Here is a 22,080-nt window from a genome sequence, read left to right on the forward strand (position 1 = left end):
TCAGGCGGGTTGCGCGGGAACCAGCGTGACGCTTTCGCCGCAACCGCACGCGTCGGTCTCGTTGGGATTGCGGAACACGAAACGCGAGGAGATCGGTGTCACTTCCCAGTCGATCTCGCAGCCGAGAAGGAAGAGCAAGGAGGTGGCATCGATGACGATGGTCACGTCGCGGTCCTTGACGACTTCATCGAGCGGATCGGGCTCGGCGACATAGTCCATGACATATTCCATACCCGCACAGCCGCCTTTCTTCACGCCGACGCGAAGATAGCCGGCATCACGGCTTGCCATGATCTCTTTCACCCGCTCTGCGGCGCGTTCGGATATCGTCAGGGCCTGTTTCTGGGTCATGATCGGCGTTCCTAGAACATGTTGAGGGCGAGCCGCGCCTCGTCGGTCATGCGATCCGGCGTCCAGGGCGGGTCGAAGACGAGGTCGACCTTCACCTGCTCGACCCCCTCGACGGTCGCGGCCGCATCATGCACCCACATCGGCATCTCGCCGGCGACCGGGCAACCCGGCGCGGTCAGCGTCATCTGGATGTGCAGGGTGCGATCGTCATCAAGATCGACCTTGTAGATCAGGCCAAGCTCATAAATATCCACCGGAATTTCCGGGTCGAACACGGTTTTCAGCGCGGTCACCACGTCCTGGGTGATCCGCTCCAGCTCCTCTTGAGGAATACTGGTCGCGGGCACGGGGGCGGACGCGGCCGGCTGCACTTCACGGCGATCCGAAAGATCGATCATATCGCGGGTCGTGTCGGTCATATCCATATTAGATGAGAAAGCTCCTGGACTTATTCAATGCCTCGACGAAAGCATCGACATCGGCGGACGTATTGTAGATCGCGAAACTGGCCCGCACGGTCGAGTCGACGCCGAAGCGCCGCATTAGCGGCTGAGCGCAGTGATGCCCGGCGCGAACGGCAACGCCATACTTGTCCATCAGCTGGGCCAGATCATGGGCGTGTGCCCCCTCCATCGCGAAGGAGAGAATAGCGCCCTTGTCCTGGGCCATGCCGATCAGTTTGAGCCCGTCCATGCCGTCAATGCCGCGCATCGCGCGGTCGAGCAGGCTGCGCTCGTGTTCGATAATGGCAGCGCGGTCGAACTGGCCGAGCCAGTCAATGGCGGCGCCGAGCCCGATCACATCGGCAATCGCCGGCGTACCGGCTTCGAATTTGTGCGGCACATCGGCCCAGGTGGAATGATCTTCGTGCACATCGGCGATCATCTCGCCGCCGCCTTGCCAGGGCGGCAGACGGTCCAGCCAGTCGCCCGCCGCATACAGCGCTCCCGCGCCGGACGGTCCGTAAAGCTTGTGACCGGTGAAAACAAAGAAATCGCAACCGATCTCGGTCACGTCGACCGGTAAATGGACCGCCGATTGCGAGCCGTCGAGCAATACGGCGGCGCCATTGTCGTGCCCGAGGCGGACGACGCGCTCGGCATGGTTCACCGTGCCCAGCACGTTCGACATGTGCACGATCGCGATCAGGCGGGTTTTGGCGCTCATCAACCCGGTCAGCGCATCATAGTCGAGCTCGCCCGTCTCGGTGACCGGGCACCATTTCACGACGGCGCCGGTGCGCGCCGCCAGCAATTGCCAGGGCACGATGTTGGAATGGTGCTCCATCTGGCTGATGACGATCTCGTCACCCGGCTTCAGATCCTGACCGAAGCTGTGCGCGACGAGATTGATGGCTTCGGTCGCGCCCCGCGTCAGCACGATCTGGTCGGCCCGCCCGGCCCCCAGGAAGGCCGCGATTTTTCCGCGCGCCGCCTCGAAGGCCTCGGTGGCTTCGTTGGCCAGCGTGTGCAGGCCGCGATGCACGTTTGCGTAGGACTGGCGATACACATTGGCGACCGCTTCGATCACCGCTTCCGGCTTTTGTGCCGAGGCGGCATTGTCCAAATAAACCAGCGGATTGCCGTTAATCTCGCGAGACAGAATCGGGAATTGCGACCGGATCGCCGCCAGATCGAGTTTCGGTTTGGGTGCGTGATGATTCATGCCATCCGCTCCAGCTTCTTTTTCAGCAGGTCGAGAAACACGCTGCGTGCCTTTTCATGGCGGATCGCTTCCAACGGCTCGGACAGGAAACTCTCGATCAGCAGGCCGCGGGCCTTATCCTCTGTCAGGCCCCGCTGGCGCATGTAAAACAGCGCCAGATCATCGAGCGCACCGATCGCATTGCCGTGCGCACAGGCGACGTCGTCGGCATAGATTTCCAACTCCGGCTTGGCGTCGATCTCGGCGCCCTCCTCCAGCAACAGGCCGCGATGATTCATCTGCGCATCGGTCTTCTGGGCCTCCCGGTTGACCAGGATTTTACCCTGAAAAACGCCGTGCCCGCCCTTGGCGACCGCACCCTTGGCAAGCTGTTCGAGTGTTCCGTCCGGCTGCGCCATGGTTGCCAGCGAGGTGAAATCCGCGTGACGTCCCTCGCCGAGCAGATAAACCGCATTCATGGCCGCCTCGGCGTCATGGCCGCCATGCTGCAGCCTTGTTTCCTGGCGGAACAGTTTGCCGCCGAAGGTAAAGGCTGTCTGGTGCAGCTTTGCGCCTTCCGCGAGCGTGACGCCGGACGTGCTCAGGACGATCGCGTCCGGATTCTCGTCGATCAGGATCAGGCGTTCGAGTTCGGCATTTCGCCCGATGGAATACTGCACCGCCACCATCGCCATGGCCTGCGCGGCGGTCTGATAGCGCTCGACGACGGTCGCGATCGAATTCGGCTTCACATTGACCAGGACCGAGGCGAAGGAAACGCCTTTCCCGGCGGAAAAGTCGATATCCAGCGTCTGGCGCGAATGCACGTCGAACAGCGCCGTGCGCTTGGCGGCCGCATGGGCCAGCGCACCAAATGAAAACGTGTCGTCAGCCGGCATGTCGAGGCGGGCCCAACGCGGGCGGGTTGTCGCGCGCAGCAGCAGTTCGCCGTGGCCGGTGATGTCGCGGCTCGCCTTGCGGACATCGCTCCACTTCCAGTCCTCGTCTCGTCGCGTCGGCAGTCCGCGCGATTCAAATACAGAACGCACCTTTGCGCGCCACGGCTCGGGATCGTTCAGCGCCTCGAGAATCGCGGTTTCCGCGTCATTGGGTTTGAAATGCACCCCCATCAGGCCGCCTTCACATACTTATCATAGCCGTCAGCCTCGAGTTCCTTGGCAAGCTCGGGTCCGCCGGTGGCGACGATGCGGCCATCGCTCATCACATGCACCTTGTCGGGCGTGATGTGATCGAGCAGGCGCTGATAGTGGGTGATGACGAGCATGCCGCGCTCGGCCGAGCGCAGAGCGTTGACGCCATCGGACACGACTTTGAGCGCGTCAATATCGAGGCCGCTATCGGTCTCGTCGAGGATCAGGAAGCGCGGCTCGAGTACGGCCGCCTGCAAAATCTCCATCCGCTTCTTCTCACCGCCGGAAAAGCCGACGTTAAGAGGGCGCTTTAACATATCCGGAGAAACATTCAGGAGTTTTGCCTTTTCCCGAACCAGCTTCATGAATTCCGGGGCCGAGAGCTCATCCTCGCCGCGCGCCTTGCGCTGGGCGTTCAAGGCTTCCTTGAGGAAGGTCAGCGTCGGCACGCCTGGGATTTCGACCGGGTATTGGAACGAGAGGAACAAGCCTTTGGCGGCGCGCTCGTCGGGATCCATCTCCGAGAGATCATGGCCGTCATAGGCCATCTCGCCCTCGGTGATCTCGTAGCCATCGCGGCCGGTCAGCACGTAAGACAGGGTCGACTTGCCCGACCCGTTCGGGCCCATGATGGCATGCACCTCGCCCTCGGGGACCGACAGGTCGAGCCCTTTGAGGATCGGCTTGTCGATTTCACCGACGGAAGCGTGGAGGTTTTTGATCTCAAGCATGATTATTTTCGTCCGTATCTGATTGTTTTGCTGGCACCGACAGCGCATGCATGGCCGCAAACAGGACTGCCATCCCGCCGAGCAGAGTCCCGAGAAAAACCATGACGCCGAATGTGCTGTCCAAGCCGACAGACCGCGCTACTGAACTTGTCGCCAAAATCAGCGCCAATATGCCAACAGCCAGAGCTACAAGGCCCATCGGGAGAGTGGGGAGGTAGCGAACATTTGGGCTCCACGCCGGGCCAGCGTTGCGCTCATACTTGACAAAGAGCGGTTTCATTCCACACCCTCCGGCAAATAAGCCACGCAGGCGATCTCGACCCGCGCGCCGAGCGCCAGGGCCTGCACTCCGGCGGTCACCCGTGCCGGCTGATGGCCGTCGAGTGCCGCCGCATAAGCCTCGTTCATGGCGTCATAATCCGCGATGTCGGTCAGATAGACCGTACAGGACACAAGATCCTGCAGGGTCGCACCGGCCAGGGCGAGCGTTGTTTCGATATTGGCCAGCGTCTGCGCCGTTTCGGGCCCGGCGCCGCCCTCGACAATGTCCGTCGTTCCCGGATGCCGTCCAAGATGACCGGAGACATACAGCATGTCGCCGGCGCGCACGGCCGAGCTGAAGGGCGCCCAGTCCGGCAGGCCCTCGACCCGGTAGGTCTGCGGCCCGTGCTGCGCGGACGCAAGGCCCGCCAGAGCCGTTGCGGTACAGATTGCAGTCAGAGCACGGCGCATCACACCTCTCCTTCCCAGAAATCGACCTCGTCGGCCTTGCGGCCGAGATGGTGGAAAGGCGCATCCTTCACCAGCTGGTGACGCTTGAGATGTACGGCCCGGAACTTTCCGCTGTCGGGATACTCGACGATGTCGGTTTCAGGCATTGTCGAGACGCACAGATATTTCAGATCCCGTACACCAGTATTGACGATCTGGTGGGCGGCGTCCTGCTCGCCCGCCGGGAAAGACACGACATCGCCGGCTTTAAGCTTGTCGGTGCGGTTGCCCAGTCGCAGCTCACCCTCACCCTCCAGCACAATCACCAGTTCTTCGATGGCATGGTGATTGTGAAACGGAAAGGCTGCCTTGCCGGGCGGCGTGACTGTCAGCATGCAGCCGAGCTCCTTGGCGCCCAACGCCGGCCCCATCCGGCCCAGCCTGGCCGCGATCATGCCCTTGCCGCCAAAATCCTCCAGCGCCACATCGGCAATATTGATGACCGGTGACTGGCTCATTCCGTTAGCACCGCTCCGCAATAGAAGTCTTCGCCGAGGTCGTCACCACCCTCGACCAACCGGCAGGTCGGCCCTTCGCCCTCGCCAGAGTGCTCATAGGAGATCGAGACCGACGCGATGGCATTCACCGTCCCGTCCTCGAAGGCGAAGAATTCGGCCCAGTAGGCGGCCGCGCTTTCGCGCGAATGCACAACGAACATGCCGTGCGGCGCCGGTTCGATCGTGTGACCATGGGTGCGGAACGGATCGGTCAGGAAACCGTCATCAAGCCCCATGAAGACGGCATAATCCGTATTCACATTGCCGGTGATGAGCGGCACCAGGATCTCCTCGCGCCCGTCCACATTGATGTCCTCGAGCGATGGGTAGAGGAAACTTTCGGTCTCGAACTCGAAGACCTGCAACAGGCGGCCTTCGCCGGTGTTCACTTCCATGCGGCCATTCTGGCCCCACTCACCGTCCGCGAAGGTGAAAGTGACAACCAGCTCGCGGCCATCCACCGGCTGCAAAGCGCAGTCCTCATGCCGGTCATTGCTTTCCAGCCGGTCGCACGCCGGCAGCCCGCCAGCCTCCGGGGTTTCGGACGGGGCAACATCCTGCGCCATCAGCGCGGCGGCGAGTGCGAAAGCGATCATGAAATCTCTCCCGTTTTCTCCCCCTGCTTGCGGGGGGAGTGGCCCGAAGGACCGAGGGGGGCGATTCCCCCTCCGTCAGCTCCGCTGACACCTCCCCCGTAAACGGGGGAGGAAAACAGTCGCGCCTGCGGCCCCATCACCCCACACTCCCTTCGAGCGAGACCTTGAGGAGCTGCTGGGCTTCGACGGCGAACTCCATCGGCAATTCCTGCAGAACCTCGCGCGCGAAGCCGTTGACGAGCAGCGCCGTCGCGGTTTCCTCGTCCAGTCCGCGCTGGCGGGCATAGAAGAGCTGGTCTTCCGAGAGCTTGGTCGTTGTCGCTTCGTGCTCGAGCTGCGCTTTGGGCGTCTTGCATTCGACATAGGGCACGGTGTGAGCGCCGCACCGATCGCCGATCAGCAGCGAGTCACATTGCGTGAAGTTGCGCGCGCCTTCCGCCTTGGCATGAACCGAGACCAGGCCGCGATAGGTATTGTCCGACCGGCCGGCGGAAATGCCCTTGGAAATGATCCGCGAGCGCGTGTTCTTGCCAAGATGGATCATCTTGGTGCCGGTATCGGCCTGCTGCGCGCCATTGGTCACGGCGACGGAATAAAACTCGCCGACCGAATTGTCGCCGCGCAGGATGCAGGACGGGTATTTCCAGGTGATCGCGGAGCCGGTTTCGACCTGCGTCCAGGAGACCTTTGAATTGGTGCCCCGGCAATCGGCGCGCTTGGTCACGAAATTGTAGACCCCGCCCTTGCCGTCTTCATCGCCCGGCCACCAGTTCTGGACGGTCGAATACTTGATCTCGGCATCATCAAGGGCGACGAGTTCGACCACAGCCGCGTGCAGCTGGTTCTCATCGCGCATCGGCGCGGTGCAGCCTTCGAGATAGGAGACATAGGCCCCCTCGTCCGCAATGATCAGCGTGCGTTCGAACTGGCCCGTGCCTTCCGCATTCATGCGGAAATAGGTGGAAAGCTCCATCGGGCAGCGCACGCCCTTGGGCACGTAAACAAATGTGCCATCGGAAAAGACCGCGCTGTTGAGCGTGGCGAAATAATTGTCCGTCGTGGGCACAACCGAGCCGATATATTTCTTCACCAGTTCGGGATGCTCGCGGATGGCTTCCGAAATCGACATGAAGATGACGCCGGCCTTGGCAAGCTCTTCCTTGAACGTCGTCGCCACCGAGACGCTGTCGAACACGGCATCGACAGCAACGCGCGGGGTTTCGCGCGCCTGCGCAGCCGTCTCGGCCGCGCCCTTCACGCCGAGAAGGACTTCCTGTTCCCGCAGCGGGATCCCGAGCTTCTCGAAATCGGCGAGGATTTCCGGCGGCACGTCATCGATCGAGTCGTATTTCGCACCGGACGCCGGCTCGGCGTAATAATAAATGTCCTGATAATCGATCTTCGGATAATCGACCTTGGCCCATTCGGGCTCGACCATTTCCAGCCAGCGCTTGTAAGCGTCCAGCCGCCAGGCGAGCATCCATTCCGGCTCGTCCTTCTTGGCCGAGATATAGCGGATCGTGTCTTCGGACAGCCCCTTGGGCGCACGTTCCTGTTCGATATCCGTGGTGAAGCCGTACTTGTACTTTCCGGCTTCCAGACGCTTCACGTCTTCGATGGTTTCCTTGACAGCAGGCATTATATCTCCGATCGCCCTAGGCGATCTCCTTCAGGCGCGGCTTGACCCGCGCAAATTCGCTCGACCAGGCGCGGATGAAGGCCTCCACATCCGCTTCGGTCGTGTTCCAGCCGAGGCTGACGCGGATGGTGCAGCCGGCCGACTTCTCACACATCATCGATGACCAGGTTTTCGACACGCCGGCCTTCCCCGAAGAACAGGCCGAACCGGAGCTCACGCACACACCGGCGAGGTCCAGCGCGATGACCTGCATTCCGCCTTCCCAGCCGAGCTTGCAGATTGCCGAGGTGTTGGGTGTGCGCGGCGCATTCTTTCCGAGAATACAAAGGTTTGAATCGGTCCTCAGAAGTTCCGATTCAATGCGGTCGCGCCAAGCTTCGATCTGTTTCCATTTCTCACCGTCGGCCAGACAGGCTTCCAGCGCCTTGGCGAACGCCCAAGCCCCGGAGACATTCTCCGTCCCGGACCGCCGGCCTTTTTCCTGACCGCCGCCGCGCTTTTGCACCTCGAACGGTGCATCGCAGGCGAGCATCAGGGCCCCGATGCCCTGTGGCCCGCCCACCTTGTGCGCGGAGATCGCCGCATAATGCGCACCGGACGCTGCAAAATCGAACGGGATTTTCCCGAGCGCCTGCACGGCGTCGATATGGAACAGGCCGCCCGCCTCGCGGATGATCCGTCCCGCCTCTCCGATCGGCTGGATGACGCCGGTCTCGTTGTTCGCCGCATGCAGGCAGACCAACACGCGTTCGTCATCGCCCAGATCGGCCAGCCGCTTTTCCAGCCAGGCGAGATCGGCGATGCCGTCGCGATTGATCGGCAGCAACTCGACGGGCAGGCCAGTACACTCCGCGCCACGGGCTACCGCTTCATGTTCGCTGACGGTGTGGATGATGCGCGTCACGCCGCCGCCCCTCACCGCCCCTTCGATGGCGAGATTGTCGGCTTCGGTGCCACCCGAGGTGAAGATGATGTCGTTCGGCTGGGCGCAGACCGCCTTGCCGATCAGCAGCCGGGCCTGCTCGAGGATCGCGCGCGCGCCACGGCCCACGCTGTGCACCGCCGAGGCATTGCCACAGCGGTCGAGCGCATCCAGAAGCGCCTGGCGCGCTTCGGGGCGCACCGGCGTTGTCGCATTGTGATCCAGATAGACCGGCATTGACCCTCTTTCCTGTTCGCCTATTCCGCGGCCATGACCTCTGCGGCCATTTCATTGGCGCCGCGGGCCGCCCCCATGACCCGCCCGGCAATCACGTCTTCGAGTGTGATCGATCCGAGGAAGAGATAGATGTGACGACTCAACTCATCCCACAAATCATGAGTGATACAGCGACGGCCGTCGTCCATACAGCCCTTGGCCTCACCCTCGCATCGCGTGACGTCCACGGATTCGTCGACCGCGGCCATGATATCAAAGACGCGGATACTCTCCGCCGCGCGTGACAACGTGTAGCCGCCGCCGGGACCGCGGACGGATTCGACGAGCCCGGCTTTTCGCAGGCGCGCGAACAATTGCTCGAGATAGGACAGCGAAATCGACTGCCGCGACGCGATGTCGGCGAGCGTTACCGGCGCCTTCACCGAACGGCGGGCCAGATCGGCCATCGCCATCACCGCGTATCTTCCTTTGGTGCTTAACTTCATGTCTTCACTCCCCAAAACCCTCGCAATTTTCGGCCGGTGTGTGCTATCACCCGGCCAGCCTTGTTCGGGTGGTTGGACCAATACACGCAGTGAGATGTATCTCCGAGTGTTTTAGTCAACTTTTTGCTGCCCGAAAACACATATCGGACGGTTTGTCGCAGTTGAAAGACCCGACAATTCGTTTGGACATGAAAAAAGAGACGAGATTTTTATGCCTGACGTGATTATCCCCGGCCCGGAAGGGCGCCTGGAAGGCCGCTATGCCCCGGGCGAGGCGGACAATTCTCCAATTGCCCTGATCTGCCACGCCCACCCGCTAGGCGGCGGCAATATGGAAAACCATACGTCAGTGATGATGTATGACATTTTCCGCAAGCGCGGTTTCGCGACGCTGCGGTTCAATTTCCGGGGCGTTGGGCGCAGCCAGGGCAGCTATGATCAGGGGCTCGGAGAGCTCTCCGATGCGGCAACCGCGCTCGACTGGGTACAGGCCTATAACAACAACGCGCCGTTTTCCTGGGTCGCGGGACATTCCTTCGGCGCCTGGGTGGGCATGCAGCTTCTGATGCGGCGCCCGGAAGTGGCGGGTTTCATCTCGGTCGCGCCGCCGACCAACATGTATGATTTCAACTTCCTCGCCCCCTGCCCGGCCTCCGGCATCATCCTGCACGGTTCCGAAGACAAGATCGTTCCCTATGACGACATGGAACGGATGATGAGCAAGGTCCGCGTCCAGAAGGGCATCGAGATCGAACGCGAGGAAGTGCCGGGCGCCGGCCACATGTTCTCAAGCCATCTCGAAGAACTCGAAAAGCGGATCGAGGCGTATCTCGACAAGCGCTTGCCGATCGTCATCGAGGAGCGCAAGAACCAGCGTCCGCGCCGCTAGCGCGCCTTCGCGAGCCGGCCACCCGTTGTCGGCTCCGGCACGCCCGTGGTCGACGGCAGGCTCAAGGGTTTGCCCTCCCGGGCCCGCACCGCCAGCCAGGCAAAAGCCTGGGCCTCCATCAGATCGCCATTCCAGCCGACCGTTTCGACCGGCTCGACGGGGCGTCCGAGCTCGCTGGCGATCGCCGCCATCATCACCGGATTCTTGCGTCCGCCTCCGGTTGCAAGCACCCGCTGCGGCAGACCCATTTTGCGGATCGCATCGGCCACCGTTCGTGCGGTAAAGGCCGTCAGCGTTGCGGCTCCGTCTTCCGGCGACAATTCGCTGACGGGATCCAGCGAGAAATCCCACCGGTCGAGTGATTTCGGCGGTTTGAGGTCGAAATAGGGATGATCGAGCAATTGCGCGAGCGCCTCCGCCTTCACCTCGCCGCGGCCGGCGAGCTCGCCGTTCAAGTCGCAGGACCGGCCGACCGTCTGCTCGCACCAGGCATCCAGAAGCCCGCTGGCAGGGCCGGTATCGAAGGCACACGGATCGCCCTCGCCCAGCCAGGAGACATTGGCGACGCCGCCGAGATTGAGCACCGCGACCGGACCGGGCAGCGCATCGCGCTTGAACAGCGCTTCGTGATAAAGCGTCGCCAGGGGGGCGCCATGGCCGCCTGCGGCGACGTCGGCGCTGCGGAAGTCATAGACCACGTCGATCCCGGTCGCGCGGGCCAGCGCTTCGCCATCGCCAAGCTGGCGGGTCGCCCCCTTGCGGTCCTTGGCCGGCGCGCGGTGCAGCACGGTCTGCCCGTGAAAGCCCACCAGGTCGATGTCTCCGGCCTGCAGTCCCGCCATCGCCAGAATGTGGGCGACGGCCGCCGCATGGGCTTCACCGAGCGCGGTCTCCGCCGGTCCGAACGCGTCAGGTTCGGGTCCGTCAAACCGCCAGGCGAGCGCCGCATCGACCGCGGCCTGCAACAGGCGGCGCTGTTCGGGGTGATAGGGATGCTCGGCGCCGGGCCCGAAGCGGATATCGGAGCCGCCATCGGTTTCGATCAGGGCGGCATCGACGCCATCGAGCGAGGTGCCGCTCATCAATCCGATCACGCGATACATGCTGCCCCCTTCCGGCATCCGCCGAGCGCCGCTAAAAGACGCCGCTCACTCCTAATCAGGCCGATGCCATGACCGAATACAAGTCCGATCTCATCCAGACGCTGGTTTCGCGTGGATACCTCAATCAGGCGACCGACATCGAGGCGCTCGATGCCGCTGCCAACGACGGCCGGATCACCGGCTATATCGGCTTCGACATCACCGCCAGCTCGCTGCATGTCGGCTCGCTGGTGCAAATCATGATGCTGCGGCGAATGCAACAGGCGGGACACCGTCCTATCATCCTGATTGGCGGCGGGACGACGAAGATCGGCGATCCGTCCGGCAAGGATCAATCCCGCCAGATGATGAGCGAGGAGAAGATCGCGGCCAATGTCGCCGGTATCCTGAAACCGTTCGAAAGGCTGATGACGATTGGCGACGGGCCCACCGACGCCCTGGTCGTCAACAATGACGAATGGCTGTCGAAATTCGGTTATCTCGACTTTCTGCGGACTTATGGACCGCATTTCACGATCAACCGGATGCTGACATTCGAATCGGTGAAGCTGCGGCTGGAACGCGAGCAGCCCCTCACCTTCCTCGAATTCAACTACATGCTCCTGCAAGCGGTCGACTTCCTGGAACTGGCGCGGCGCTATGACTGCACGCTGCAGCTCGGCGGCGGCGATCAGTGGGGCAATATCATCAATGGCGTGGAGTTGTGCCGCCGGATCGACCAGCGGACGGTGTTCGGCTTCACGACGCCGCTGATCACGACGGCCTCCGGCGCCAAGATGGGCAAGACCGCCGATGGCGCGGTCTGGCTCAATGACGACCTGCTCAGCGCCTATGAATACTGGCAATTCTGGCGCAATACCGAAGACGCCGATGTCGGCAAGTTCCTGAAGCTGTTCACGGATCTGCCACTGGATGAGATCGCGCGGCTGGAGGGCATGGAAGGCGCAGAGCTGAACCAAGCGAAGGTGGTCCTGGCCAATGAAGCGACGGCGATGTTGCACGGAGCCGAGGCCGCCAAAGCCGCCGAAAAAACCGCACAGGCGACATTTGCCGCGGGCGGTGCGGGTGGCGCCCTACCGACCTTCGAGGTCGAGACCGCGCAGCTGTCGTCCGGCCTGCCGGTCCTGGCCTTGTTGACCGGCGCGGGTTTTGCGGAATCAAACGGCGAGGCCAAGCGCCTGGTGAAAGGTGGCGGCGTGCGCGTGAATGGCGAGATCGTCAAGGATCCACAGGCAACGGTGAGCGTCGCGGACCTGCAGGATGGCGCCATCAAGATTTCGGCCGGCAAGAAGCGGCACGCCCTGGCCAAGCCGGGCTGATCAGGGCTCGGGCGGTCCGTCATCGTCTGACGGATCCGTCTCCGCTACGGGTGTGTCCTCGTTCGGCGCGGTGCCGGCGGCCGCATCCTGGCGCGCGCGTTCGCGCTCAGCCGCCGTGCCCTCGAACAAGCGGCGCAAGACGCCCGGCGCGAGCACCGAGAGCGGATTGGCGGCGACCGTCGGCTGGTCAAACGGTCCTTCGATGGAGAAGGTGATCCCAATCACGCCCTCACCAGGGCGCGAGATCAGGGCTTCGCCGACGACCGGCAGATTGCCGACGAAGGAATTAAGCCCGTAAGACGGGGCCAGCACGCCATCGAGCGCGAGGCGTTCAGCGCCGAGATTGATTTCACCCGCCGTGGTGACGCCGAGCGATGGTCCGCTGGCCCGCGCCTCGCTGATCGAAATCGCGTCATTGCCGATCGCCACGCCGGCCTCGAGACGGTCGAAGGCGATCCCGCTGTCACCGCTCAGCAAAGCGGCCAGACCCGGTAGTGAGCCGGCCGCCAGCACACGGGCCAGGACGGGCATTCTGACCAGCGTAAAAGCCTGACTCTGAATGGCGAATTCGGACATGCCGGATTGCCCGGCCGGCGGGATGGAGCCGGTGATCGACAGGCTGCCGCCCCGGACGTTCTGATAGAGGTCGAGCAGGCGCAGCAATTCGCCGAAATCCGGCGCTTCCAGCGCGACCTGGCGGCGGGCGCCGGGTTCGGCCGCCAGATCGAAGGTTAACGGTCCGGACGGCGTTTCCGCCCTGACCGTCATCAACTCGCCAGCCGCCGCATCGGACCGCCAATCAAGCCGCAGCGCTTCATACGTCGTTTCCGGTGCCACGCGCACCTCGTCGAACGCGACGGTCAACGCCAGGGGCGGCGGCGCGCCTGCGCTGCCGGAAAAGTCCGCCAGGCTGGCAACCAGGCCCGTGGCATTGAAAAATGGCCCGGCAATGTCGAAGGCCAGCGCGCTGTCCGGCCCGTCGGGACGCCAGGCGGTGCCGGTGGCATCGACCACGCCTTCAACAAACAGGCGCGACACATCCGCCGACAACAAACGGCCATCACCGGCGAAAGCGGCCCGCGCTTGCACATCGGCACGCTGCGCATCGAGGGTGAATTGTTCCACCTCGACCCGGCCTTCACCCGGAAACCGGATTTCGGCCGTCGCGATCGCCGTATCGCCGGCCGGCTTGGCGAACGGGCTTCCCGGCCACTCGACGCGGGCTGCCGTGAGATCGGCCGTTAGAGACACCTCGTCGAATTCGAAGGCGTTGCCGAGCGTCGCCAGGCGCACATCGACATCGCCATCGACAAAACGGCGCAGCGGAATTCCGAAGCGGTCCAGGCTGCCGGCTTGCAGGCGCGCATCGATTTCCATGCGTGTCGAGGCGGCGTCCTCGCCGAGGCCAAACGTCTCGACCCACCGGATGCGGGTCTCGGTTTCACCCAGCCGCGCTTCGCCGACCGCCTCGAGGGCTTCCGGTGTTGCGGTCAACACCACTTCGCCATCGGTCAACACGGTCGAACGGAATCCGGTATCCAGCGTGACGTCGGAAAAATCCGCGCGGATGTCATAGCCGACATTCTCGACGGCCACTTCGCGGCGCATCGGCCGCTGGATCTCGAAGCGGATTTCACCGGTGCCGGTAATGCTCCCGGGATCGAGGCCGTATTCCGACACCAGGTTGAGCGGCGGCTCGTCGATGAGCGAGAGCACGTCCTGCGCCTGCGCGGTTGCTTCACCACCGAAACGGGCCAGTGCACCGCGCGGATTAAGGCGCGGAATGTCGACGAAGCCGTTGCGGACCGGCGTGTCGCCGATAAAGCCTTGGTCCATGCTCAGGGCGAAAGCATTGCCGAACAGCGTCGCGCGGCCGCGCCCTCGGGTGACCGGGGTCATCGTCGAGATATACCGGAATGCGGCATCTTCGAAGGCGAAGGTCAGGGTCATGCGTTCGTTCGGCAGCCGCCGTGCGACCAGAGATTCCGCATTCAGATCGAGGTCGAGATGGGCGTCATACAAGCGCCCGCTGATGACCGCGCCTTCAATCCAGTCGCGCGCGCCATCCGCCAGTTCGACCGGCCAGAACAGCAGAACGAGTTCGGGCGATACATCGCCCTCGACCGGGCCGACCAGGCGGACATCCGGCAGCCAGCGCCCGTCCTCGACCTGGCGCAAGCGCGCTTCGCCAGTGAAATTGGCGGTGATCGGGCCGATATCCGCGAGCAGCGTATCGAACCCGATTTCAAACGCGCGGGCATTCATCTCACCCGCCAGGCTGATCGACTGCCATTCCGGCGGCGCCTCGAAAACGCCGCCGAGGTCCAATCGCCCCTCGCCTACGGCAAGCTCGTAATTCCAGCGCCTTGGAAAGGCATCGTCGAATTCCCGCAGATCGTAGATCCGCCCGGTCAGGGTCGTGGACAGCCGGTCCGTGTCGAGCACCATCTCGCGGATGTGGATAGCCCCGTCGATCGGTTCATAGTCGACGATCGCTGTCATGCCTCGCACCTGCTGGGCGGCCTCTCCTCGGCCGATCAGCCCCTCACCGACAGCGAGGTTCACATTAGCGGCGCGTATTCCGTCGCGGCGCGAGGCGTTGGCGAAGATTTCCAGGTTGATCGGCGCATTGATCTCGCCAGCGGCCGCAAAGGGGCCGGCCAGCGGCGCAATCGCGCGCGGCGACAAGTTTTCCGCGCTGGCCTCAATCAGGAAGCTGTCGAGATCGGCGGCGGCTTCCATGCGGATCGCGACCGGCGCGAAGCCGGCCGTCGTCACGAACCGACCGGCCAGCTCGGCCTGCAGACGCTCCGCATTGCGTTCCAGACGCAATTCGGCGCGGTCGATATACCAGTCGAGCCCGTTGACATCATCGACGACACGTACCGATGCGGAATGGATCGAGACATCGGTCAGCCGGCCGAGGGCGGCACTGTCATCGGGATTGCGCAGCAATTCGAGTATGGCATCGACATCGCGCCCCGATCCCGGCGGCCGGGCGTCCAACGCCACCCGCTCGGGCGATCCGAGACCGGCGCCGACGGCCCCGTCCGGACGGCGCACGATCGAGACTGCGCCGCCTTCGAGCGTCACACGCGACGGCGCCAGGCGGCCCGTAAACAGGCTGTCGAGCCCGAAACCGGCTTCGATCAAAGGCGCCCGCGTCACGATTTCACCGCCGCGCTCGGCGACCGTGACGTCGCGCGCGGTGAAGAACAAGAGCGCGGTGTCGGGATCGAAGCGGGCTTCGAGCGTACTCAACGATACGAGATCGCCCTCAAACGCCGCGCCGAGGCGCTGTTGCGCGTCCGCCAGCAAGAAATCAAGCTCCAGCGGTCCTTGCGACAAGCGCCACAGCAAGGCGCCGCCGGCAAAAAGTGAGAGCGCGAACAGAACCGCGATCGCTTCCAGCGCGTAAATGACAACGACGCGGAGCGAACGTCTGATCATGGCGTCTCAACTCGTGCAGAAGGCCGGGATGTGTTCACCCGGAAATCTTGTAAGACAGACGTAAACGTATTGCACCCAGCCGCAACAGGGAGAGCCAAGATGACCACTTTAAGCGAAGGCCAGCGCGCCCCGGACTTTGACATGCCAACGGATGGTGGCGGCACCATCCGGCTATCGGATCTCGCGGGCAAGATCGTGGTTCTGTATTTCTATCCCAAGGACAACACGCCGGGCTGCACCACTGAGGCCATCGATTTCTCGGCCCATGCCGCGGCCTTCGCAGAGGCGGGTGCGGTCATTGTCGGTGTCTCCCGCGACAGCGCAAAAAAGCATGACAACTTCAAGTCAAAGCACGATCTAAAGGTGATATTGGGGGCCGATACCGAAGGAAAGGTCACCGAGGATTATGGAGTCTGGATTAAAAAACAGATGTACGGGCGCGAATACATGGGCATTCAGCGCGCAACCTTTCTGATTGATTCGGCAGGCGTAATCCAAAAAATCTGGCCAAAGGTCAAAGTGAAGGGTCACGCGGAGGAGGTTCTGGCGGAAACGCGGGCGCTTTCCTCCTGATTTTGCATCTGTTATCTGGCCTGCCTATTGCATAACGAAATGTTGATATGTCGGGCTGTTTCGTGTCCTATGCCCGACGGATTGGGCGAAGACAGTACAGGTGCGGACCGACGGCATGATTTCTGGCGTCTTTCAAAAGGTTTGGGACATTGCCGAGCAATGGTTCCCCAATCGGCAGATCTACCATCGTAGTGAAGGTCAGGTCCGCTATTTCGAGCTGACCACGACGATGCAGGTCGGTGCACTTGGTGGCGCGATTGCATTAACCGGATGGCTCTGTTTCACGACCGTATCCGTGGCACTGCACGGCTATCAGATGTCGCAGCAAACCGCCGAGATGGAACGGGTTCGCCGCGAGTCGTCCCGCATGGTCAACGAGGCCATGGCCAATGAGGCCGCGACCCAGGCGCTGTTCGAGTCGCAGGTCGAGAATTTCGAATCCACCGCTGAAGAATTCCGCGCGCGTCACGACACGCTGCGCCAGCTGATCGCGCTCGTCGAGGACATCGACGGTGATGATTACGATCCGTCCCCGGCGCTCGACAACGGACGGCTGCTCATGGCGGCAACGCCAGCAGATCCGACGCCGCGGCGGGCGCGTGACGATGTCCTGCTGAGCCTGAATGATCCGAATGCGCCGACCGATCGCGTGAGTTCGCTGATCGAGCAGCAGGATGTGGTGCTGGCGGAAGCCGAGGATGCCGCCGAGGCGCGACTGGAGAATTTGCGCGCCGTGCTGCGCCTGACGGGGCTGCGACCTGACGATGTCCTCGCGGAAAACCGCGAGAATGAGGAAAGCGGCGGTCCCTTCCTGTCGCTTGCCAGCTCGGCCTTCGGCGCGGAACTGGACATGGACGATGCGTTTTCTGCGCGGGTGGCCCGGATTGCCACGCGAATGATCGAAGCGCGCGAGATCGAAGCCGCAGTCCAGGCTCTTCCGCTGCATGTCCCGATTGGCGCCGAATACCGCGAGACCAGCGATTACGGTCCGCGCATAGATCCGTTCACCGGCCGCCCCGCCTTTCACTCAGGTCAGGATTTCGTGGCTTACCGCAATGCCCCCATCCTTGCGGCCGGACCGGGACGCGTCGTTTACGCGGGCTGGCGCTCAGGTTATGGTCGCACCGTAGAGATCGACCATGGGTACGGGTTCATGTCCCGGTATGGTCACCTCAACTCGATTGATGTCAGACGTGGTGATACGGTCCAGGCTGGCCAGCGCATCGGTGGTATGGGATCGACCGGCAGAAGTACCAGCACGCACCTGCATTACGAAGTCTGGAACAATCGGCAAACGCTTGACCCCGAACGCTTTATGAGAGCCGGACAGTATGTTCAACAGAACTAAAGACACCGCCGCCGACAGCGCCGCCAGCGCTGCCCCTCCGCCCCCCGCCAAAAGGTCCGCCATGAAATCGAAAGCCCCCTCCATCATCAGCGCAGACGTGGTGCTGCAAGGTTCTGTCAATTCCGACGGCGAAGTTCAGCTGGACGGCACGGTCGAAGGCGATCTGCGCGCCGGCTCGCTGACCATTGGCGAGGAAGCCTCTGTCGACGGTGAAGTGATCGCCGAGAATGTGATCGTCCGCGGCCGCGTCAAAGGCTCGATCCGCGCCCGTCAGGTGCAGCTGGCCGCAACCGCCCGCATCGAAGGCGATATCGTGCATTCCTCGCTATCGATGGAAAGCGGTGCCTTCTTCGACGGTCATTGCCGCCATTCGTCCGATCCGGTCGCCGACAGCGGCGCGTCCGGCAAGTCGGCGAAACCGCCGAGCAGCCTGCCGTCTTCGCAATCGTCCTCGTCTGCGCCGAAGAGCGAGAGCGGCTCCGGCAGCAGCGGTTCGAGCAGCAGCAATCCTTCGCTGGACCTGCCGAAAGCCAAGACCTCGGCCTAGCCGGCCAAGTCCAATCTGTTCAGGAAGCGCCGCCGACGCCTAGTTGGCGGCGTTTTCATTTTTATCTTCGCCCAGTTGCGCGGCCAATGCCGCGGCCATGAACTCGTCCAGATCGCCGTCGAGCACGCCTTGCGTGTTCGAGGTCTCCACATTGGTGCGCAGATCCTTGACCATCTGGTAGGGCTGCAAAACATAAGAGCGGATCTGACGGCCCCAGCCGATCTCAGTCTTGGCATCCGCTTCGGCCTGGGCGGCAGCTTCGCGCTTCTGCAATTCCAGCTCGTAGACCCGGGCGCGCAACATGTTCCAGGCGGTCGCCCGGTTCTTGTGCTGCGAGCGGTCATTCTGGCACTGCACCACGATGGCTTCGCTCTCGCCCGGCGGCGTGTAGGTCAGGCGGATCGCGCTGTCGGTCTTGTTGACGTGCTGACCGCCAGCGCCGGAGGCGCGGTATGTGTCGACGCGCACATCACTTTCCGGGATCTCGACCTCAATCGTGTCGTCGACCAGCGGATAAGCCCAGACGCTGGCAAAGCTCGTATGCCGGCGCGCCGAGGAATCGAAAGGCGAAATGCGTACCAGGCGGTGAACACCGGCTTCGGTCTTCAGCCAGCCATAGGCATTTTCGCCCCTGATCAGCAGGGTCGCGGATTTGATGCCCGCCTCGTCGCCCGCCTGTTCCTCGATAATCTCCACCTTGTAGCCGTGATCATTGGCCCACCGCGTGTACATGCGCTGCAGCATTGCGGCCCAGTCGGTGGCTTCTGTGCCGCCCGCCCCGGGATGGATTTCCAGATAGCTGTCATTGCCATCGGCTTCGCCCGACAGCAGCGCTTCCAGCTCGGCGCGGCCGGCCTTTTCACGCGCGCGTTCAAGCGCGGAAACGGCCTCCGCGAAGAGGTCGTCATCGCCGTCGGCCTCGGCCAGTTCCGCCAATTCAAGATTGTCGGCGAGATCGCCTTCCAGCTCGCGAATCGCCTTCATGGCGGATTCCAGCCGGTTGCGTTCGCGCATCAGGGACTGGGCTTTTTGCGGGTCGTCCCAGAAGGACGGGTCCTCCGTCCGGGCGGTCAGCTCGTCAAAACGTTTTTCGGCCGTATCCCAGTCAAAGACGCCTCCTTAGCAGTCCGACCGACCGCTGGATTTCGTCTGACAATGCCTGGATGTCTGCGCGCATATTCATGCCCCGTTGCGTCAACTCACCGGATAGCGGCGCCCGCGCGGCCTATCAAGCCGGAGCGCTGCTACGAGAGCGAATGGGTTAGTAGATCCCGCCGAGATCCTCGTCCTCATCCCCGTCGCCGCCGGAGACCGAACCGCCGGTGAAGGTCAGCCCGGTCTCGCCATCATCGCCGCTCTGGCTCGGCTCCGAACCCGGCTGGAATGCTTCGAGGATGGTGCCGGGACGGCCCAGCACAGACGGTTCACCGGAGCGGGAATCGATCGGAACGAGACTAACGCCTTCCGGCACGCGGAAGGGGGCGACGGGATAGTTCTCCAGCGCCACTTCGAGGAAATCCCGCACGATGGGGGCGGCAACACGGCCGCCCGCCTCGCCCGAGCCCATCTCCTGCGGCGTGTCGAAACCGACATAGGCGCCGACCACAATGTCCGGTCCGAAACCGACGAACCAGGCATCGCGGAAGTCGTTGGTGGTGCCGGTCTTGCCCGCCAGCGGCCGGCCAAGCGATCGCAGAGCATTTCCCGTACCGCGCTGAACCGCGCCTTCGAGGATATGAACAATCTGATAGGCAGTGACCGGCGATATGACCGCTTCACCGAGATCCGGCACCTCCGGTTCGATCAGAGCGGGCGACCACTCCTCAACATCATAGGCTTCACTGGCGCGCGGATCGTGGACATAGATAGACTCGCCTTGACGGTCCTGGACCCGGTCGAGAATGGTCGGCTCGATACGGGCGCCGCCATTGACGAGTGCGCCATAGGCCGTAACCAGACGCCACAGCGTCGTCTCGCCGGCGCCGAGCGACATGGCGAGCACCGGTTCGAGATCGTCATATATGCCAAAACGCTCGCCGTATTCGGCGATCGGCTCCATGCCCATTTCCTGGGCGAGGCGGACGGTCATGACGTTGCGCGACAATTCGAGGCCGAGGCGCAGGGTCGACATGCCGTAAAAGCGTTCGGAATAGTTTTGCGGCCGGTAAAAGCGCAGGTCCGGCCCGCCCGATGCCACGAAGGGCGCATCGAGGATCATCGAGACCGGCGTGTAACCATTGTCCAGTGCCGCTGCGTAGACAAAGGGTTTGAAGGACGATCCGGGCTGACGCCGCGCTTGTGTGGCGCGGTTGAACTGGCTCTGCTGGAAGGAATAGCCGCCGGCCATGGCCAGCACCCGGCCGGTATGCGGATCGAGCGCCAAAAGCGCGCCATTGATGGCCGGGACCTGACGCAGGCCGAAGCCATCCGGCTCACCCGCTTCATCGGTCAGGGATTCCACCAGAATGACATCGCCTACCGACAGGACATCAGCCGGGGTATTGATCACCGGTCCCATGAGGCCGTCTTCCAGTGCCTGGCGGGCCCATTCCAGTTCGCTCAAGGCGATCTGTCCCTCGGCCGGGTCGAGCTCGATTTCTTCCTCGTCTTCGTCCTGGCGTTCGATATCGATGACTTCGCTGCCCTCATCCTCGGGCGCGATCAGATAGCCAATGCGCACATCTTGCGCATTCACGGCGAGGACGACAGCCGGCAGCCATTCTGCGTCGACATCGGACGGCATGTCTTCGAAGGCGGCGAGACGCTCCGGCCAGCCCTCCCCGGCCTCGATCTCGCCAAGCGGGCCACGATAGCCATGGCGCCGGTCATAGGCTTCCAGCCCGTTGCGCAACGCCGTCCGCGCGGCAAGCTGAAGCCGCGTATCCAGCGTGGTGCGGATCGACAGGCCGCCATTGTAGAGCTGTTCTTCGCCATAGGTGTCGAAAAGCTGCCGGCGGACTTCTTCCACGAAATACTCGGCCGCGAGATATTCCTCGCCCTGGAAGCGCTCGATGACGCGCAGCGGTTCGTCGGCTGCGGCCTCGGCTTCTTCCTGTGTGATGAATCCTTCTGCGGCCATGCGTGAAAGCACCCAATTGCGGCGGTTCAGGGTGCGTTCGGGATGGCGGATCGGGTGGAAGCGCGCGGGGCCGTTGACGACGGCAGCCAGGAAGGCGCTTTCCGAAAGGGTCAATTCATCGAGCGACTTGCCGAAATAGTTCATCGCCGCCGCCGCAACGCCATAAGACCTCCGGCCGAAGTAGATCTCGTTGAGATACAGTTCGAGTATCTCGTCCTTTTCGAAAGCCCGCTCGATGCGCCGCGCGAGCAGCATTTCGCGCAGCTTCCGCTCAAGGCGCTGCTCGGAGGACAGAAGGAAGTTCTTCGCCACCTGCTGGGTGATGGTCGAAGCGCCTTCCAGCCGGTCGTCGCGGATCACATTGCCGACATTGTTGATGGTCGCGCGGACGATGCCGACGAAATCGAGCCCGCCATGCTCATAGAAATTGGCGTCCTCGGCCGCGAGGAAGGCATTGGTCAGGTCCGGCTGCAGGCGCTCGATCGGCACGAATACGCGGCGTTCGCGCGCGAATTCCGCAATCAGGCGGCCGTCGCCGGCATGCACCCGGCTGGTGATCGGCGGCTCGTATTCGGCCAGCTCGTCAATACTGGGCAGGTCTTGCGACAGGCGACCGAGATAGACCAGCAGGACGATGAGGCCCAACAGTCCGACGGCCAGCAATGTGCCGCCACCCCAGATCGCTGTCCGGAAGAAATTACGCCAAGTGAAAATTTTCATGCCGGTTCCGTTTGACGCCGAGTCATGG

Annotated in this window: 21 protein-coding genes; 5 read left to right on the forward strand and 16 right to left on the reverse strand. The window is 63.0% G+C overall.

The features are described from left to right. The 12 genes from ACO08C_RS01220 to ACO08C_RS01275 all read right to left on the reverse strand — a co-directional run bounded on the left by ACO08C_RS01220 (position 1) and on the right by ACO08C_RS01275 (position 9,024). On the reverse strand, positions 1-351 hold the full coding sequence (locus ACO08C_RS01220; protein ID WP_421786812.1) for a HesB/IscA family protein: 351 nt from the start codon (positions 349-351) through the stop codon (positions 1-3). A gap of 11 nt (positions 352-362) precedes the next feature. Continuing rightward, positions 363-770, reverse strand: a complete 408-nt coding sequence (locus ACO08C_RS01225) for an SUF system Fe-S cluster assembly protein (protein ID WP_421786814.1) — start codon at positions 768-770, stop codon at positions 363-365. 7 nt (positions 771-777) lie between these two features. After that, the gene (locus ACO08C_RS01230; RefSeq protein ID WP_421786816.1) at positions 778-2,016 is read right to left on the reverse strand and encodes a cysteine desulfurase; all 1,239 of its coding nucleotides are present in this window, start codon (positions 2,014-2,016) and stop codon (positions 778-780) included. Then, a complete protein-coding gene (locus ACO08C_RS01235) occupies positions 2,013-3,125 on the reverse strand; it encodes a SufD family Fe-S cluster assembly protein (RefSeq protein WP_421786818.1) in 1,113 nt (370 codons plus the stop codon). Before ACO08C_RS01235 ends, ACO08C_RS01230 begins: the two co-directional genes overlap by 4 nt. Continuing rightward, positions 3,125-3,877 carry a Fe-S cluster assembly ATPase SufC gene (sufC, locus tag ACO08C_RS01240; RefSeq protein ID WP_421786819.1) on the reverse strand — a complete coding sequence of 251 codons (753 nt, stop codon included), beginning with the start codon at positions 3,875-3,877 and terminating at the stop codon, positions 3,125-3,127. The genes ACO08C_RS01235 and sufC overlap by 1 nt, the downstream gene beginning before the upstream one ends. After that, entirely contained in the window at positions 3,870-4,157 is a 288-nt protein-coding gene (locus ACO08C_RS01245; RefSeq protein WP_421786821.1) for a hypothetical protein, read from the reverse strand. Before ACO08C_RS01245 ends, sufC begins: the two co-directional genes overlap by 8 nt. Further along, entirely contained in the window at positions 4,154-4,609 is a 456-nt protein-coding gene (locus ACO08C_RS01250) for a RidA family protein (protein WP_421786822.1), read from the reverse strand. The genes ACO08C_RS01245 and ACO08C_RS01250 overlap by 4 nt, the downstream gene beginning before the upstream one ends. Next, on the reverse strand, positions 4,609-5,106 hold the full coding sequence (locus tag ACO08C_RS01255; protein ID WP_421786824.1) for a cupin domain-containing protein: 498 nt from the start codon (positions 5,104-5,106) through the stop codon (positions 4,609-4,611). Before ACO08C_RS01255 ends, ACO08C_RS01250 begins: the two co-directional genes overlap by 1 nt. Beyond that, positions 5,103-5,741: a hypothetical protein gene (locus ACO08C_RS01260; protein ID WP_421786826.1), complete on the reverse strand. Its 639-nt coding sequence runs from the start codon at positions 5,739-5,741 to the stop codon at positions 5,103-5,105. Before ACO08C_RS01260 ends, ACO08C_RS01255 begins: the two co-directional genes overlap by 4 nt. A gap of 136 nt (positions 5,742-5,877) precedes the next feature. Continuing rightward, positions 5,878-7,380 carry a Fe-S cluster assembly protein SufB gene (sufB, locus tag ACO08C_RS01265; protein ID WP_421786828.1) on the reverse strand — a complete coding sequence of 501 codons (1,503 nt, stop codon included), beginning with the start codon at positions 7,378-7,380 and terminating at the stop codon, positions 5,878-5,880. Positions 7,381-7,396: 16 nt separating this feature from the next. Further along, entirely contained in the window at positions 7,397-8,539 is a 1,143-nt protein-coding gene (locus ACO08C_RS01270; protein WP_421786829.1) for a cysteine desulfurase family protein, read from the reverse strand. Positions 8,540-8,559: 20 nt separating this feature from the next. Beyond that, positions 8,560-9,024: an Rrf2 family transcriptional regulator gene (locus ACO08C_RS01275; RefSeq protein WP_421786831.1), complete on the reverse strand. Its 465-nt coding sequence runs from the start codon at positions 9,022-9,024 to the stop codon at positions 8,560-8,562. A 211-nt stretch (positions 9,025-9,235) separates the two neighbouring features. Between ACO08C_RS01275 and ACO08C_RS01280 the strand changes: the two genes are divergently transcribed. Further along, on the forward strand, positions 9,236-9,913 hold the full coding sequence (locus tag ACO08C_RS01280) for an alpha/beta hydrolase (RefSeq protein WP_421786833.1): 678 nt from the start codon (positions 9,236-9,238) through the stop codon (positions 9,911-9,913). Here the strand turns inward: ACO08C_RS01280 and ACO08C_RS01285 are convergent. Then, positions 9,910-11,016: an anhydro-N-acetylmuramic acid kinase gene (locus ACO08C_RS01285; protein ID WP_421786835.1), complete on the reverse strand. Its 1,107-nt coding sequence runs from the start codon at positions 11,014-11,016 to the stop codon at positions 9,910-9,912. The two genes, ACO08C_RS01280 and ACO08C_RS01285, sit on opposite strands and share 4 nt — an antisense overlap. 68 nt (positions 11,017-11,084) lie before the next feature. Here ACO08C_RS01285 and tyrS point away from each other — a divergent pair, with 68 nt between their 5' ends. Then, positions 11,085-12,335, forward strand: coding sequence for a tyrosine--tRNA ligase (gene tyrS, locus ACO08C_RS01290; RefSeq protein WP_421786837.1), 1,251 nt, complete (start codon positions 11,085-11,087; stop codon positions 12,333-12,335). Here tyrS and ACO08C_RS01295 read toward each other — a convergent pair whose 3' ends face one another. After that, on the reverse strand, positions 12,336-15,785 hold the full coding sequence (locus ACO08C_RS01295; RefSeq protein WP_421786839.1) for an AsmA-like C-terminal region-containing protein: 3,450 nt from the start codon (positions 15,783-15,785) through the stop codon (positions 12,336-12,338). A 99-nt stretch (positions 15,786-15,884) separates the two neighbouring features. On the opposite strand from ACO08C_RS01295, the gene ACO08C_RS01300 reads away from it, so the two are divergent. The 3 genes from ACO08C_RS01300 (at position 15,885) to ACO08C_RS01310 (ending at position 18,253) form a co-directional block, all read left to right on the forward strand. Beyond that, positions 15,885-16,358, forward strand: coding sequence for a peroxiredoxin (locus ACO08C_RS01300; protein WP_421786841.1), 474 nt, complete (start codon positions 15,885-15,887; stop codon positions 16,356-16,358). 115 nt (positions 16,359-16,473) lie between these two features. Then, positions 16,474-17,706, forward strand: a complete 1,233-nt coding sequence (locus ACO08C_RS01305; protein WP_421786843.1) for a M23 family metallopeptidase — start codon at positions 16,474-16,476, stop codon at positions 17,704-17,706. 61 nt (positions 17,707-17,767) lie between these two features. Beyond that, a complete protein-coding gene (locus ACO08C_RS01310; protein WP_421786844.1) occupies positions 17,768-18,253 on the forward strand; it encodes a bactofilin family protein in 486 nt (161 codons plus the stop codon). Positions 18,254-18,292: 39 nt separating this feature from the next. Here the strand turns inward: ACO08C_RS01310 and prfB are convergent. Together prfB and ACO08C_RS01320 are read right to left on the reverse strand one after the other, a co-directional pair. Next, positions 18,293-19,430, reverse strand: a protein-coding gene (prfB, locus tag ACO08C_RS01315; protein WP_421786846.1) for a peptide chain release factor 2 whose coding sequence is annotated in 2 segments (ribosomal slippage) — positions 18,293-19,360 and positions 19,362-19,430 — 1,137 coding nt in all. Because the reading frame shifts where the segments join, the coding sequence is not laid out codon by codon here. Positions 19,431-19,514: 84 nt separating this feature from the next. Then, complete coding sequence (locus tag ACO08C_RS01320; RefSeq protein WP_421786847.1) at positions 19,515-22,052, reverse strand: penicillin-binding protein 1A; 2,538 nt, start codon at positions 22,050-22,052, stop codon at positions 19,515-19,517. Positions 22,053-22,080 lie beyond the last annotated feature (28 nt).

The sequence above is a fragment of the Hyphobacterium sp. genome (genome assembly GCF_965229905.1).
In the GTDB taxonomy this organism is placed as follows: Bacteria; Pseudomonadota; Alphaproteobacteria; order Caulobacterales; family Maricaulaceae; genus Hyphobacterium.

What these genes read in the sequence shown, in the direction of transcription:
- ACO08C_RS01305 (WP_421786843.1), top strand. Translation starts at nt 16,474, where the DNA reads ATGATTTCTGGCGTCTTTCAAAAGGTTTGGGACATTGCCGAGCAATGG.
- ACO08C_RS01280 (WP_421786833.1), top strand. Translation starts at nt 9,236, where the DNA reads ATGCCTGACGTGATTATCCCCGGCCCGGAAGGGCGCCTGGAAGGCCGC.
- ACO08C_RS01220 (WP_421786812.1), bottom strand. Translation starts at nt 351, where the DNA reads ATGACCCAGAAACAGGCCCTGACGATATCCGAACGCGCCGCAGAGCGG.
- ACO08C_RS01230 (WP_421786816.1), bottom strand. Translation starts at nt 2,016, where the DNA reads ATGAATCATCACGCACCCAAACCGAAACTCGATCTGGCGGCGATCCGG.
- ACO08C_RS01270 (WP_421786829.1), bottom strand. Translation starts at nt 8,539, where the DNA reads ATGCCGGTCTATCTGGATCACAATGCGACAACGCCGGTGCGCCCCGAA.
- ACO08C_RS01320 (WP_421786847.1), bottom strand. Translation starts at nt 22,052, where the DNA reads ATGAAAATTTTCACTTGGCGTAATTTCTTCCGGACAGCGATCTGGGGT.
- ACO08C_RS01245 (WP_421786821.1), bottom strand. Translation starts at nt 4,157, where the DNA reads ATGAAACCGCTCTTTGTCAAGTATGAGCGCAACGCTGGCCCGGCGTGG.
- ACO08C_RS01235 (WP_421786818.1), bottom strand. Translation starts at nt 3,125, where the DNA reads ATGGGGGTGCATTTCAAACCCAATGACGCGGAAACCGCGATTCTCGAG.
- ACO08C_RS01260 (WP_421786826.1), bottom strand. Translation starts at nt 5,741, where the DNA reads ATGATCGCTTTCGCACTCGCCGCCGCGCTGATGGCGCAGGATGTTGCC.
- ACO08C_RS01300 (WP_421786841.1), top strand. Translation starts at nt 15,885, where the DNA reads ATGACCACTTTAAGCGAAGGCCAGCGCGCCCCGGACTTTGACATGCCA.
- ACO08C_RS01250 (WP_421786822.1), bottom strand. Translation starts at nt 4,609, where the DNA reads ATGCGCCGTGCTCTGACTGCAATCTGTACCGCAACGGCTCTGGCGGGC.
- tyrS (WP_421786837.1), top strand. Translation starts at nt 11,085, where the DNA reads ATGACCGAATACAAGTCCGATCTCATCCAGACGCTGGTTTCGCGTGGA.
- sufB (WP_421786828.1), bottom strand. Translation starts at nt 7,380, where the DNA reads ATGCCTGCTGTCAAGGAAACCATCGAAGACGTGAAGCGTCTGGAAGCC.
- ACO08C_RS01275 (WP_421786831.1), bottom strand. Translation starts at nt 9,024, where the DNA reads ATGAAGTTAAGCACCAAAGGAAGATACGCGGTGATGGCGATGGCCGAT.
- ACO08C_RS01255 (WP_421786824.1), bottom strand. Translation starts at nt 5,106, where the DNA reads ATGAGCCAGTCACCGGTCATCAATATTGCCGATGTGGCGCTGGAGGAT.
- ACO08C_RS01285 (WP_421786835.1), bottom strand. Translation starts at nt 11,016, where the DNA reads ATGTATCGCGTGATCGGATTGATGAGCGGCACCTCGCTCGATGGCGTC.
- ACO08C_RS01225 (WP_421786814.1), bottom strand. Translation starts at nt 770, where the DNA reads ATGACCGACACGACCCGCGATATGATCGATCTTTCGGATCGCCGTGAA.
- ACO08C_RS01310 (WP_421786844.1), top strand. Translation starts at nt 17,768, where the DNA reads ATGAAATCGAAAGCCCCCTCCATCATCAGCGCAGACGTGGTGCTGCAA.
- ACO08C_RS01295 (WP_421786839.1), bottom strand. Translation starts at nt 15,785, where the DNA reads ATGATCAGACGTTCGCTCCGCGTCGTTGTCATTTACGCGCTGGAAGCG.
- sufC (WP_421786819.1), bottom strand. Translation starts at nt 3,877, where the DNA reads ATGCTTGAGATCAAAAACCTCCACGCTTCCGTCGGTGAAATCGACAAG.